This is a genomic window from Bradyrhizobium sp. Rc3b (genome assembly GCF_900114915.1).
Taxonomy (GTDB): domain Bacteria; phylum Pseudomonadota; class Alphaproteobacteria; order Rhizobiales; family Xanthobacteraceae; genus Bradyrhizobium.
The window spans coordinates 1-13971 of record NZ_FOUS01000037.1 but is presented as its reverse complement, the minus strand read 5'-3'; the positions used below and the strand labels follow the sequence as shown (position 1 = coordinate 13971).

Annotated in this window: 9 protein-coding genes and 4 pseudogenes; 3 read left to right on the top strand and 10 right to left on the bottom strand. The window is 57.9% G+C overall.

Going from position 1 to position 13971, the window contains the following annotated elements; translation table 11 throughout:
* Positions 1-306 precede the first annotated feature (306 nt).
* The 7 genes and pseudogenes from tnpC to BM190_RS40165 form a co-directional block, all read right to left on the bottom strand.
* Positions 307-1784, bottom strand: a pseudogene (gene tnpC, locus BM190_RS38960) (IS66 family transposase).
* A gap of 122 nt (positions 1785-1906) precedes the next feature.
* Positions 1907-2262, bottom strand: a pseudogene (gene tnpB, locus BM190_RS38955) (IS66 family insertion sequence element accessory protein TnpB).
* On the bottom strand, positions 2259-2387 hold the full coding sequence (locus BM190_RS41715; protein ID WP_283806155.1) for a hypothetical protein: 129 nt from the start codon (positions 2385-2387) through the stop codon (positions 2259-2261). The pseudogene tnpB and the gene BM190_RS41715 overlap by 4 nt, the downstream one beginning before the upstream one ends.
* Before the next feature lie 59 nt (positions 2388-2446).
* A pseudogene (locus BM190_RS41540) lies at positions 2447-2686 on the bottom strand (transposase); the annotation flags it as partial.
* 3641 nt (positions 2687-6327) lie between these two features.
* Positions 6328-6896 (bottom strand): annotated as a pseudogene (locus tag BM190_RS42035) (type IV secretory system conjugative DNA transfer family protein); the annotation flags it as partial.
* A 237-nt stretch (positions 6897-7133) separates the two neighbouring features.
* A complete protein-coding gene (locus BM190_RS38925) occupies positions 7134-8309 on the bottom strand; it encodes a trans-sulfuration enzyme family protein (RefSeq protein ID WP_092263285.1) in 1176 nt (391 codons plus the stop codon).
* A 144-nt stretch (positions 8310-8453) separates the two neighbouring features.
* The gene (locus BM190_RS40165; RefSeq protein WP_143109201.1) at positions 8454-9128 is read right to left on the bottom strand and encodes a hypothetical protein; all 675 of its coding nucleotides are present in this window, start codon (positions 9126-9128) and stop codon (positions 8454-8456) included.
* Positions 9129-9714: 586 nt separating this feature from the next.
* On the opposite strand from BM190_RS40165, the gene BM190_RS38920 reads away from it, so the two are divergent.
* The 3 genes from BM190_RS38920 to BM190_RS38915 all read left to right on the top strand — a co-directional run bounded on the left by BM190_RS38920 (position 9715) and on the right by BM190_RS38915 (position 11983).
* A complete protein-coding gene (locus BM190_RS38920) occupies positions 9715-10425 on the top strand; it encodes an aminopeptidase P family N-terminal domain-containing protein (protein ID WP_092263282.1) in 711 nt (236 codons plus the stop codon).
* A 6-nt stretch (positions 10426-10431) separates the two neighbouring features.
* On the top strand, positions 10432-10605 hold the full coding sequence (locus BM190_RS42030; protein ID WP_502687028.1) for a hypothetical protein: 174 nt from the start codon (positions 10432-10434) through the stop codon (positions 10603-10605).
* A gap of 364 nt (positions 10606-10969) precedes the next feature.
* Positions 10970-11983 carry a succinylglutamate desuccinylase/aspartoacylase family protein gene (locus tag BM190_RS38915; RefSeq protein WP_092263279.1) on the top strand — a complete coding sequence of 338 codons (1014 nt, stop codon included), beginning with the start codon at positions 10970-10972 and terminating at the stop codon, positions 11981-11983.
* Positions 11984-12690: 707 nt separating this feature from the next.
* Here BM190_RS38915 and BM190_RS41530 read toward each other — a convergent pair.
* The 3 genes from BM190_RS41530 to BM190_RS38900 all read right to left on the bottom strand — a co-directional run.
* A complete protein-coding gene (locus BM190_RS41530) occupies positions 12691-12897 on the bottom strand; it encodes a sugar phosphate nucleotidyltransferase (RefSeq protein ID WP_283806154.1) in 207 nt (68 codons plus the stop codon).
* 270 nt (positions 12898-13167) lie between these two features.
* A complete protein-coding gene (locus BM190_RS38905; protein ID WP_349516971.1) occupies positions 13168-13620 on the bottom strand; it encodes an isocitrate lyase/phosphoenolpyruvate mutase family protein in 453 nt (150 codons plus the stop codon).
* Between the two features lie 4 nt (positions 13621-13624).
* A partial coding sequence (locus tag BM190_RS38900) for an ATP-binding protein (RefSeq protein ID WP_177237549.1) occupies positions 13625-13971 on the bottom strand: 347 nt, incomplete at its 5' end.

Below are 13971 nucleotides of genomic sequence, written 5' to 3'. Positions count from 1 at the left end.
ATCAGCAGGCCGCCTGACCTTCACGCAACGCCATCATAGAGCTCGCCGTGCCCGCGCGCATGTCTCAATCAGGCGGTCTTCGTCGTATGCGTACGAACAGCGTCAACTTTCATGTCAAGAATGCGATGCGAAGGCTGGAAGGACTCAGTGCGTCGTCAAGGCGCGACGTCAGGGCCTCATTTGTAGTGACGGCCGCGCTTCCGTTGCCGCTCATATAGCTCTAAGAAATGTAAGGAGCGATCGTGGTTTACTTCCGGCGGAATGAGAAGCGAATGACGCGCCCGCAGCTGTAGAGTAGCGTGGTTCTCAGGCCACGGCTTTGAGGGGTCGACCGCGGTAGACCCATGGAAGCAACTGGTCGATGTCGCGGTTCGGATGACCATTGACGATCCTGGTTAGGACATCGGTGAGATAAGCAAGCGGATCGACGTCGTTGATCTTGCAGGTCTCGATCAAGGACGCGACGACGGCCCAGTGTTCGGCACCGCCGTCGGATCCTGCAAACAGCGCGTTCTTGCGACTGAGCTTGATGCCACGGGATCGATCGTTCGACCGTGTTGTTGTCGAGTTCGATGCGGCCGTCGTCGATGAAGCGCGTCAGCCCCTGCCAGCGCGAGAGCGCGTAGCGAATGGCTGCGGCGAGTTTGATCTTTTGGCTGATGAGAGCCAGCTTGGCGCGCAGCCAAGCCTCGAAGGCATCGGCCAGCGGCCGGCTCTTCTGCTGCCGAACGAGACGGCGCTCCTCCGGGCTGCGGCCGCGGATCCTTCTCGATCGCATAGAAGACGGCAATGTACTTCAGCGCCTCACTGGCGATCGGAGCGGGGCCGGCCGCCGCGAGTTCGTAGAAGTTGCGCCGCATGTGCACCCAGCAGAATGCGAGCTCGACCTCGCCGCGATCGGCAAGCTTTGGGTCGGCGACGTAGCCATCGACCTGCAGGACACCCTTGAAGCCGGCCAGATGGCTAAACAGCCGCTCTGCCCTGCGGTCGGGTGCATAGACGTAGGCGATGCCGGGCGGGTCGAGGCGACCCCAGGGCCTGTCGTCGGCGGCATAGGCCCAGAGCTGGCCGGTCTTGGTGTGCCCTCGACCGGGATCGAGCACCGGCACCGTCGTCTCGTCGGCGAACAGCTTGGACCTCGCGCGAAGCGCTGTGAGAAGGCGCACATGCAGCGGACGCAGATGGAAGGCCGCATGTCCCACCCAATCCGCGAGCGTCGATCGATCGAGAGCGATGCCCTGGCGCGCATAGATTTGCGCCTGCCGGTAGAGCGGCAGATGATCGGCATATTTGGACACCAGAACCTGGGCGACGGTTGCTTCGGTCGGTAGTCCGCCCTCGATCAGCCGGGCCGGAGCCTCCGCTTGCGATGACGCCGTCCTCGCATGCGCGACAGGCGTATTTGAGACGGCGGGTGACCACAACGCGGAACTGCGCCGGCACCATGTCCAGCCGTTCGCTTCTGTCCTCGGCGATCCGGTGCAGCTCGCCCTTGCAGCAGGGGCAGGTCTTGTCGTCGATGTCGACGACAACCTCGACCTGCGGCAGATGCAGCGGCAGCGCTCCACGGTTGACGCGGCGCTTGCGCGCCCGTTCCGCCCGGCCTTCCGGGGCTGTCTCGTCCTGAACCGCGTCGGTATAGGCTGCGGCCTGCTCGACGTCCTCGAGGCCGAGCAGCATCTGCTCCTCGGGAAGCGACTCCGCCTTCCGGCCAAAGCGATGACGCTGCAGTTCCTTGATGATCTGACGCAGCCGCTCGCTCTCATGCCGCTCGGCAGCAGCATCGCCTTCAGCGTTTCGGGATCATCAGGAAGGTTGTCGCTCACAGAACAATCAGAGCATATTCGCTCCCGCCTGGCGACGTGCTCGATGCTGCTGATTCACTTCGCCGCGGCGCGGCTCACAATTATCCGGCTTGCGTCGGGACGACCGTCTCCCGTGCCTCTGGACGCGCCGCCAATCAAGCCCTTCGAGCAGCGCCGACAACTCCGCCGCTGATAAACGCATTACACCATCCTCGATCTTCGGCCAGCGGAAGACGCTTTCCTCGAGCCGCTTTGTGAACAAGCACAAGCCCGTACCATCCCAAAAGATCAGTTTGATCCGGTCCGCTCGCTTGGCGCGGAACACATAGACCGCGCCCGAGAATGGATCAGCCTTCATGTGCTCGCGCACCAACGTCGCAAGCCCCTCCATCCCATTGCGGAAGTCGACTGGCTTGGTGGCCACCATCACCCGAACCGTTCCGGACGGGCCGATCACCGGTTCGCCTTCAGCGCATGGACGATGGCCGCAATCATCGTCGCGTCGGCGCCGCGACCTGCCGGGATGATGGTGCCATCGACCTCGATCTCGATACCTCCGGATCCGGCCTGGGCGCCTTGCATCGCAGCGCCTTGCGCTCCGGGCCGAGGGCTGCAGCCGGTGTGTCCACCACCGCCGGTACAAATTGCAGCTCATCCGCCTCCATTGCCGTCGACTGGCGCGCCTGTCGGCGCCAGGTGAACACTTGTTGGGGTGTCAGCCCATGTCGTCGGGCAACGTTGGAAACGACCGCGCCTGGTGCCAATGTCTCGTCGACAATCCGGGGCTTGTCATCCTTGGAGAACCAACGACGCCGTCCCGTCTCTGTCAGCACTTCCAGCCGACGCGCCGTCCCGTCCGTCTTAAGCGTATGGTCAAGCATAGACACGAGCAGATCCCTTCAAACAGATCGCGAACCTCGACTATCACAAACGCCAAGAAAAGGTGGGACCGGAACGACGCTTACGCTGTAGAGCCATAGTGTAGGCGCTGTTAGCATGAACACGGCGTGCGTCTATTTCTTCGCCGATCCGGCGCGGTGGACTCCTAGGCGAGGTGAGATCACGAGCGCATAACGCTCCTGAAAGCTCGACGGCCGGTGGGATCCCTCTGCTACCGTTGTGATCGGTCCCTTCCCCCCGATGCGGACGATGGCGTCATGTGCGTGTCCCAAAGTTGAACAGAGGTAGACGTCCCGGCTTAGATATCGAAGTCTTGGTCATCGTAAAAGCGGTGTAGGCGGCCTGGGCCGGAGACGAAAGGCGGGGCTCTTGCAGACCGCACCGGAACGTTCCACGACGGGCTCGAGGCCCGCCGATAAATGGGTTCACCGACTATGGTTACAGGAAACCGCGGAGACGGGCCGAGTAGCGCCTGCCGCTCGTGAGGACCGGTGCACGCTATGTGGCTAGGCTCGCGGACTATTCCAACTACTATACCGTTTTTTTGAACTCGACGCTGTGGCCAGCAGTTGCACTCCTTTCCCAAGCGGATGTCGGGCGCCAAAGCTGATTATGACAGCTATCGAAAGATCGACGAGTTCATGGCGCATGCGGCATTCGACTTGCGGTATCGGGACGCATTCTGGATGCATGACTATCATTTGCTTCCGCTCGGGGGCGATCTGCATACCGGCCGGCGTTTTTCTGCACACGCCATGGCCGACTTCCGACATGATAATGCGCGTAGCCAATCACCACGAAACTGATGGAGTCGATGCTGGAATACGATCTGCTCGATTTTCGCGCGAACGGGGATCTGAATAATTTCTTGGCCTGCCTGCGAACATGCTTCGGGCTGGAGAGCAAGGATTGCGTGGTGACCACGGAGCATGGGCCAGACGCGGCTTCAAAAATTCCCAATCAATTAGTCCCAAGCAGTTCGCAGAGTATCTTGCGGGCAGAGTTCGGGCCCGCAGAGCAAAGAAAAAAGCTTGCTGTTATTACAAAAAGTTCGAGGCCGTCAAGTTTGCGACCGGCGTAGACCGGCTCGACTGCACAAACGGCATCGACAATCGGGTCGAAGCGTTTAACCAGCTCTTGGCGGCCAAGCCGGCCAGCATCTCGTTGTTGCAGATCGCGGGGCCGCAAACAGCGCCGTTATGGAGCAGGTCGCAGGTGAGGGGCTCGAAGCCGGTTTGACGATCGACGCAATGGTGGATGAACTGGGCGATCTGATGGATCGTGCCGATGCCGCATCCCTCCCGGGAGATCGTCGACGACTTGGCGGACGCGTTGGCGGCGCTTGGAGGATCGGCTTCTTGTCATTCGCCCGTTCATGCCCGACTAGTAGAATGCTCTTCCCACCAATTGGAAGACGATCCTCAAGTAATGGGTGTCGGCCGCCGAAGTTTCGGAGATCGGGCCGCAAAATATGAAACTGGTCGAAGAAACGTTCACCTCTCGACTAGTTTAGGCCTTCGAGACGATTAGAACACGGCGCGCGAGACTGCGCTGGTCGTAGGACATCATCACCGGTGGCGGTGCTGCATCTCTTGAAACATGGGTGCCGCAATTCATGATGTCGATGCTGATCGGGCCCGCCTTCGCTCGCGACGGCGGCAGGCGGCTCTTCAAAGCTCCAATCCCCTATTCATGACCCCAGCCGAAATGCGCGCTTGGCTGGAATCCGATGAGATCAGTGTTCACGAACGCGGCGGCTGGCCGACACCGGACACTGCCGCCTTATGGGCTGCCGTCAGAACGGAAGCACTCCGCCGCGGTATCCGGTCCTCGACGATATCAGCGGCTGCCGGACTTTTCCGTCCACTCGGCGCCAACGTCAGGCCTGTTTCGGATCGTCGCCGACGAAGGAGATGGACCGACCTGGCTCTCGACACCGACTACACACGCCTTGCCGCGTTAAGGAAACCGGCCATCGATCCGAAACCAAGCTTGTTTTCAGTCGATTGTCCGAACATCCTCGGTGAACGCCCTGCGGATTGGACGCAGGAAAAGTCGTGGGCGCGCGCAGACGGGTAAATAGGCCCACTGGTGGCCGTTCAGAGTTCCGCAAGTCGACAAGTGCACCTGACCCGACCAAGTCGGCACGGCCCGACCGTATCGAGCGTTGTCTCGCGCTCCTTACTATAATAAAATCAGGCGCGGCGTCTGTCTATCGCGACCGGCACAACGCCGATCGCAAACTTTTCAGATGGATCAAATCAGCCGACTTGCGTTGGGCGCTTCTGCCGGTACAAATGCCCCGACAGCGCACTATATTGCGGCTATTGTGGTTCGGAGCACTAGCATTGCGGCAGCGCGGCCACCCTACTGTAAACTGTCCAACAAGCAGGCGCGAACTTCGCTGGATGCGCCATGTAGCTCCGCTGGTTCCTCAAGCAACTAAGGGCCAATCATTTCAATCGGTTTTGAGCCATCAGCTGATTCAGTGATCGTCGTCTCAACTCTTCGAGGTTCACCGAGCAAGATGGCAGTGGGACATGTAGCCGGTGTCGGGTGGTCTTGTATTTCATCAGATTACCTGAAAGGCCAGCTTTGACAATACGCCCCACATCAACAGGCGTCCCATTGGCCCAGTAGGATACTTCCAAGTTGGGGTCGTCGTAGGATAGCAGGACGCATGGAACGACGGCCAAACAAAGTCTGATCGCACAGAAGTGGCGATGGTGACCGTCCATAATCAGAGAATGGCTGCGTTCAACTAAGATAGGCTCGGTCCACCTGCCGTCTTCCTTGATTGCCTTTGCCAACAGCCTAGCTCGTTCAGTGTCAATTTCTTCAGTGGGCCTCAGCCGCGTGACTGGCAGATTGATTATGAAGTAATTCGATCCAGCGTCATTCATTTAAGTAACCGTCTCCCATCTTCGCTCCGCCACGCTGCGCTTGGGTAAACACAGCGATGTGCGAAAAAGCTCTGACGAGAGTATGAGCAGGTATCGTGCCAAAGTAAGCAGCTCTTAGGGCACTGATCGCAGGCGCTGCGCCTTATATGTAGTCGGCTGCGTGAAAGTTACCGTCCCGCAAGTTTTGCGTCATCGAAGCTCATATTATAACTCAGCCACAGTATGGAGGCGAACCTCCTGATTAATAAGCAGCGCTTCGTGACTTATCGTATGCATTTTAACGCGCCGGGGATGCACGTGAGTACGAACCAGGACTGGCGCGTTTGGCCCGGCACAGATTGTCGGATATCTTACGCATGGATTCTCTTCATCGCAACATGGACACGCCTGACCAGCATCGTATTGGATCGCGATGATCTCGTAGAACCTCTCTGTACGCTACGGGAAAACGCAAGCTCAAGCCATGTAGGTTCTTCCCTGTTCCGCTTTGCATAGTCGAGCCACTGGCGTTCTGTTTCGGACCTCTGCCGTGGGCCTGTCTGTGCGACAATTGCGCTGAGTCAATTCTTGAACAGCGAACCTGGCGAGGTGCGGTGGGTCGCGCGTTGTGGATCGGGTCGGGGAAGCGCTCAACAACCCACGAGAATGGGTCTGAACGCAGCTGGTGCGTCTTCATTCCGGTACATCTGCGCTTCTCTTTGGGGTGCTCAATGCCTGCCTCACAATCCCACATCGTCGCCCCAATGGGCCGATGCCTTGCGCGCGACGCCATGCATCGTGTCGTTGCGGCGCCCGATCCGCGGGGCATCCCCTCGAGTTCGTCCGCAAATTCCGAGGTGAACTCGATACCGAGGGGTTCTCTCCTCTCCACAGCGTCACGAGCGAGTTCCGGCTACTGCCGAGGTCGGCGGACTTCGGATCCTCTGCGTCGGTCGTGTCGTCGATCTAGGTCGGGCTACGGTTTAGGCGCGGCGGCAGTAGCCGCTTACTTCCAATGGTCCGGGCGTTTGTCGTTCGGCTTGATTGGGGCCCGCGCTGCCAGGATGCGCTCCTGAACGTCGGTCCTCGCAATAGCGCGCCTTCTTGGCGCGGATGGGATGGAGGCCCGACATCATGACGATCTCATCCGGTGATGGGAGCTGCATCATCGCGCCGGAGGTAAGCACCGGGCGGTCTCAGAGCGGTGCACATGAGGTGGCCAAGCCAGGGCCAACCGGATGCTGGCATAGTTCTTCATCGCCATCTCCGTCGCCATGCCCAATGCGTCGGACAAGCTAATCGTCACCCGTCATTCGCCAGAGAGCTTCATCGCGCCAACTCATTAGACCTCCATTATCGGCGCAGAACTGCCGTTTTGCTTTTCAGAGCTAAACTACGGAACAGCAGTACTTTTGCTGGGAGTTTCCGGGGCGGTTGCTCCGCCGGAGCCGCTCCAGCCTTGAGGCAGAAACGGTCTCTCCCGCTGCTCCTGAGATTGCCTCCTCGATACCTCGAACCATTAAGCGTGGTTTACATGCAGTGCGCTTCAGACCAGGAGAACATCCGACATTCCTTCAAGATCACGCCAAAGATCTTCAGCGCTCTCAAGGCCAAGGCTAAGCCGGATATAGCTTTGGTGCTCGCTTGCGGGCATTGCCTGCCGCTCGCCTGCGACAGTCATGGGGGCGACAATGCTTCGCGTACCTCCCCAAGAAGCACCGATGACAAATGTCCTCAACTGGTCGAGAGCACGGTCAACTTTGCTGACATCGACGTCCTGCAGTAGCAGACTAAAAACACCGGAGCAGCCCCCGAAGTCACGCTGCCATAAGGCATGTCCAGAGAACGAAGGAAGAGATGGATGCAAGACGTTGAGGCCTGACCTTTCCAAACGATGCGCGAATACCTCGCTCAGGGCGCCCGCGTGCCTTATCCGAAGAGCCATCGTTTGGATGCCGCGTAACACGTGCGAGCAATCATCTGGGGATGTGCCTACCCCCAGAGCGCCTAAAGTGCTCCGAAAACGCGCATACAGCTCAAGATCATCAAGAATAATTGCACCGAGAACTAGGTCGGAGTGACCACCTGCATATTTGGTAAGCGCCTCGGCCACGACATCCACGCCCAGGCTTAGAGGTCTACACAGCAAACCAGTCGCCCATGTATTGTCGCATCCCAGAAGGGCGCCAGATCTTCTGCACCTCGCTGCGATAGCCGGGATATCACAGATTTCCATTGTGGTTGAGCCCGGCGACTCAACCCAAACTAGCTTGGTTGCGCCAGGTCGCAACTTGGCGTCGAGGTCGGCGAGACGAGTCGGATCAAAGTACTCCATATCGACCCCAAAGGAGTGAAGAATCGTCCGCGCGAATAGCTTCACCGGAGGATAGACATTGTCGGCGATCAGCAGATGTTCGCCATGGCTCACCAGGGCGAGCATAACGGTTGTTATCGCGCACTGCCCCGACGGCACGATGATTGATCGGCTCGCGGAATGAATTTGCGTCAGCTGGTTCTCCAACGTTCGTGTTGTTGGCGTTCCAGCGAGGCCATAAGTATAGCCATCCGGCGACCGCGTCGCACGAGCGCGATAGGCCGCAACGTTTGGGAAAACAATCGTTGAAGCTCGATAAACCGGTACTGAGAGACTGGCAAACCCTTCGAGCGACGCGGGTGGGGGAACGACGCACACCGTATCGTTGTTGTTTGAGCTGATGTCCATTGGGCGCCCTTAAATCGAAGACTTCTGCTTGTCTGCCGCGACCTTTCGCGATACGTACCATCAGGAGAGGGCCGGTCGGCATCGCATGACCCCTTGAGCGGCAGGCCTCGAACGCTATTTGGGTCGTTAGCGACAGTTGCCTCCTCAAAGCTCTTTCGCTGTAACGTCGGTAGGCGTTGCATCACGCTTAGGGAAGCCGTAGCTCATGATCGTTTTTGCGACAAAGCGTTCACGATCTTGAGCGTGGCCTTGATCGAGTAAGGCGCGGAATTCCTTGTCCTCAGGTCGAACCGCGAGGGACGATAGTAAATCATCTCCTTGCCGTGTACGACGTCCTCGAAGGGTTCGGCGCGCCCGAATCCATTGACGACGCGCGCGCGCCTTGGGATCTTTCAAACTGCCCACAATCGGCCCCGAGGCATTTGCTAAGCATGTCGACCCGTCCGGCGAGGAAGGCTGCCGAAGCGTCTGCAAGGCAGAGGGTTTGATTGGACATAGTGATGTTCTTGCTGGTTTTGGCTTCCAATGGCTGGATGACCGTAGCGGCGCGCATCTGGGTACATGAGACGATGATGGTGTCGACGGCACTGCTATTGCTAGATCACGCACAGAACTCATGATGCTTTCGGCCGAAATGGAAGAGGAAATCGAACCGCGCGACGCCGCCGTTTGTTCTGCTACAGCAGGTATCGAGAAGCCCTCGGCTTCAATTGCGGAAATCATTTTGTCAGCAAGATCGCGCGGATAAAGGCGGGACATAACCGGTGCCCTTTGAATTGAGCTCGCATAGAGTTCCCACAGTTCCCCGAAACGGATCATTGACATGAGCCTTGGAAAGGACGGCCTGGACCTGCGCTATATAGTTCTTGTGGCTCATGACCATGGCTGCCGATGTACAGCCCAACGCAACAACGTCTGAAGTACGCCAGCGTCGATCTGAGCCAGCGCTGCATCAAGTCCAGAGAACGAAACCTTTAGATCGACCGAAAGCGAAGTTGCACGATTTACCGGTGTCGAGATACAGCGCGACGCCAGGTAAGGTAAGCGTGGCACAAGCCCCATGTGACGGGGTCTGATCGTTACCATCACGATCATGCCGATGTGCGCTTTTAAACCTCCATCGACTTCATAGGATGCTTTGACCACCGTCGTGTCGCATCTGCGTCCTTGGTCCATTAGACCTTCTTTTAAAAATCTTCCGCAGCGCTAGAACAATTGCGCTGCTGTGTCAGGCCGATCCGCTGCGCCATTTTGCTCGAACATATCTCGTATGTCAGCGCCTAAGAAAGTCAGTTGACAAAACAGGTATATTAGGTACGCCGATTAACCATCGCAGCTTCAAACCGCGGCAAACGGCCAGTCGGCTGCGAAGTCGATGCAATCAAATTAAGCGACGGAGACCATCATGGCATTGCCTCCTCTCTTGCCGGGTGAAGAGGAGATTGGAGCCCGCATCGCGCGGCTGCGCGTCAACATGGCCGATGCAAATGTCGACGCGCTGATTCTGACGTCGCGTCAAAATTTTGAATACTACTCCGGGTTCAGGACGCTATTCTGGGCTTCGGATAATAGGCCGCTGTTAGCGATTGCGCGACGTGATCGCGCCGAAGTTGCAATAATCATTAACAGCTCGGAAGAGCGCAACGCGCAAGCGCGGCCGAACTGCCATGTACAGCCGGTGTTTTATCATGGCTACACCGAGGTCGCAGTATCCGCCGCTGGCGAGTTTCTGAATGATCTCCCAACCGTTGACTATGGACTTGACATGTTTGGGCGCGGATCGATCGCACTGTTCGATCACCTGAGGGGGGCGTCGCGCACTTTTAGGCTATCGGACCAAGCCGACCTCATCTGGCAACAGCGGCTCGTCAAAGTCAGCACGAACTGGCCATCCAAACGTCAGGCCTGTCGCATAGCAACGGAGAGCTTTTTTGCTGGGTTGGCGCATCTGCGCCTCGGCATGAATAAATATGAGTTCGGCCAATTGCTCAAGCAGCGAATGATCGCGCTGGGGGCCGATAGCGTGGACTCGCTTCCAGTTCGCTTCGATCCCCCAGGAAAGAGTTACGCACAACCGAAGCACGACGTTGCATTCGCCCGCGGCAACTTCATCTAGGTTGATATGTGGGCACGCCGTGCTGATCAGATCAGTGATTTGGATCGGGTCGCGAAGGTTGGTAAGGCAACTCCAGAGCAGGAAGACCTCTACGGGTTCGTGGGCGGCCTTACAGTTCGACTAGCAGAGAAGGTAAGGCCTGGGATGACCGGCCCCACAGTCTATCGTCTCTTTGAGTAACTCTGGTCGGAGCGCAACCTGTCTCGCCTGACGGGGCAGGTCGTGTCGGCCACGGCTCAGGTGTCTCGTTGACGGAACCGCCATCATTGATGGCCGGCTCTGACGAGATCATTCTGGAAGGCATGGTCCTGCATCAAGCTCGAGATCGCCGGCGGTGTCTATCAGACCGAAGAAGTCTTTCGAGTTACTGAATGGTCCTGAATTTCTTAGCGACATCGCACCGGAGCGATTGCCCATCGTCGATCTGTAAAATCTATCTCAAGCCCGCATGGTCCAGCCCTATTCGTCGACCTATAAGCGAAGAAAACTGCCTTGCGTTAAGCCGAGCGATGACAGGCAGATCGGTTACTAAGCGGGGTTAACCATGAAAAGCCGTGTGTGGAGCAAGATCGATTTTTCGGCAACTGGAATGCAGGCGGACTATGCCCGCGTCCCATATTCGTCCGACATATCCGCCTACGGCTGGATACCTGTTCCTATACTCTGTTTCAACGGCGGTCGCGGACCAACGGCACTATTCACAGCAGGAACGCACGGCGACGAGTACGAGGGCCAAATAGCGCTACGAAATCTCGCGCGGGAGTTGTCTTTAAGCGCAAATCTGCGCGGTCGAGTCATTATCCTTCCTGCTCTGAATTGGCCAGCCGTTAGTGCTGGTCGCCGGAATTCTCCATTGGACGGCGGTAATCTTAATCGTGAATTTCCGGGCGAGGCAAATGGTGGACCAACCGCCATGATCGCCCACTATGTGACGTCAGAACTTTTTCCTCTGGTAGATGTGGTCATCGATCTTCACTCCGGAGGCCGATCGCTGGACTATTTGCCGGTGGCGCTCGGGCGATCCGGCCGGAACGACGCTGAGGCTGCGGCGATTTTGCGGCTTCTGAAAAGCTTTGACGCACCTTTTGGGGCGATTACCGATGGCGCCGGTGCAGGTGCCGGGTCAACCCTCTACGCCGCTGCTGAGCAACACGGAATTCCTGCTCTGACGACCGAGCTCGGCTTCGGCGCCACTCTCTCGGAACGCGGGCTGCGAATCGCTGAGCGGGGCCTGAGACGGGTTCTGCACGATTATGAAATTCTTCCGACGATACATCGCATCGAGCCAAGCTCGTCCGTGATTCTCAAGTATCAAAGCCCGCGCAACTCCATCTACGCGCCTTGCGACGGTCTGTTCGAGCCGCTCGCCAAACCGGCCGATGAAGTCAAAGCGAACCAGCCGGCGGGACGTGTCTATCCATTAGGTGATGTTGCCGCCGAACCGATTGAACTGAAGTTTCCTTCCTCTGGTCTCGTTGCTTACCGACGCTTTCCGACTTTGTCTCGTACAGGTGATGCCCTTTTTGGTCTTATGTCGGTGATGGAGGATGTGGCGTGATACTCGCGCTGGGTGGCGATGCCTCGCGCTTTCCGCGACCGGACTCCGTACCATTCGCATCAACGGAGCAAGATCTGGCAGAGGTCAAGCCGCTTCCGAAATCAGGCTCGGACTAAAAACAAAACTGAAAGTCAGCCTCATCACGATTAAACCGGCGCTTCGCGGCCTCCAAGCTGCTGGCGTAATCATCTCTGTTGCTGGGAAGGGTGCATACGTCAAGAAGCAAGCCAGGATTCTGCGCGCGCTAGATCTGACGGTTCCCTCCTTTGAGGGGACCACAATGAAAGTGCGTTCCATCACACGAGAGAGGACTTCAGACCCGGTTGTGCTTACCTTCCGCTCGCCGAGGGAAGCGATGCTGTGCGTCCGCAAGACGATAGTTACCGACGATATGCCGTTCTTGTATGACTCGACCTATCTGTCTGCAGACGTCGACGGTGAGATCGTAGATGAGTTTGCTGAGCGATTGGTCACTGAAACGCTGCTATCGTCGAGGGCCGGAACGACTTCTGTCCGCAGAGTAGACGCGGACAGCCGCAACAGGTTCATCGTCTTGTATAAAGGCGGGTCATCCGCGATGAGAGTTTTCGCTGTTTGTTTCAAACGAAAGTCTGAAATGAACCCTAGATCGGATAACAGGACCGCTGATCCCTGCATCGGCTCTTGGAAGAGAGCGACAGCAGCCGCGTCGGGCGCTTCACTGACGATCAGCTGCTTGGATCACCTCTTTGCGATACCTGACAAATCGTTGCCTGTTCCACGCCAACACGCTCAAGATTATGTAACGCGTTCTGCAGGATGGGAATGCCGTGGACTTGGACCAGGGGTTTCGGGTTGAGATCCGTTAGTGGCCGCAGTCGAGAACCCGCTCCAGCGGCAAGAATGATCGCATGCTTGGGAGCGTTCACAGGCATTTCATTCGCCGTCTTCAGCCCGAGTGCCGCTCCGCAAGCGTCATGAACGCCTCTACGGGGGCGCGCTGCAGACTTGCCAGATCACCCCGGAGATTGAAGGGGGGCGGTGTGAATAGTCATTAACGCATACACCTGCATCAGCCGCCGTGTGAGCTTCCTTAAGCGGCAGGGACGTGTTTAGCCACTGGCGCGGGACCGACGAGAGGCGAGGGGCGCATCAGGCAGGTCCTGAAGAAAGGAAAAATCAAGTGCCAACCCTGCTGTCTTGGGCTATCGGGGCCGCAGATATTGCTTTTCGGCGGCGGCGAGCTCGTCATACTTCAGAAGTTCGAATATCTCGCTGAGCGGGGCGATATGGGATTCAATGCCCGCAACTCCCTCTTGAGTTGCGATACTATCGCAGACGCGACGCATTGCAGCTGCCGCAGCTCGCAAGGAGTGATTGGCCCAGATGGCCGCGGAAATCCCCGCATCACGAAAGGTTGACGCTGGCGTTCGATAGTACGACGTCAGAACAATTACAACAGGTAGCCGGTTCCGCCACTCGCTGACAAACGAAAGCATTTCGTACGCGGTACTCTTTCGCAAGTGAATCAAGATTGCATCGGCGCCTGCCTCGGCATAGGCATTTTCACGTAAGATGGCTTCGTTCAATCCATGTCCAGCGATCAGCGCTTCGATCGTAGCCACGAGAACAAGGTGTTCAGCGGCCGTGTCCTTCACGGTGTCAATCGGCTTGCAAATTTGACCCCTCATCGGCGTCCAATTTTGACCCCTTCGTGCGGCGAGCTTTGCTGGTAGCGCTCGTCTCGTCGGAGCTGGCCGGGATAGCGGAGGCGAGACGAGCGCGGGTGGCGTGATCGTCGTCTCGGCTCTTGAACCGCCAGCTATCGTTGCCGGTCTCGACGATGTCGCAGTGATGGGTCAATCGGTCGAGCAGCGCGGTGGTCATTTTGGCGTCGCCGAACACGCTCGGCCATTCGCCGAAGGCGAGATTGGTGGTCACGATGACGGAGGCGCGCTCATAGAGCCGGCTGACGAGGTGGAAGAGAAGCTGGCCACCGGACTGGGCGA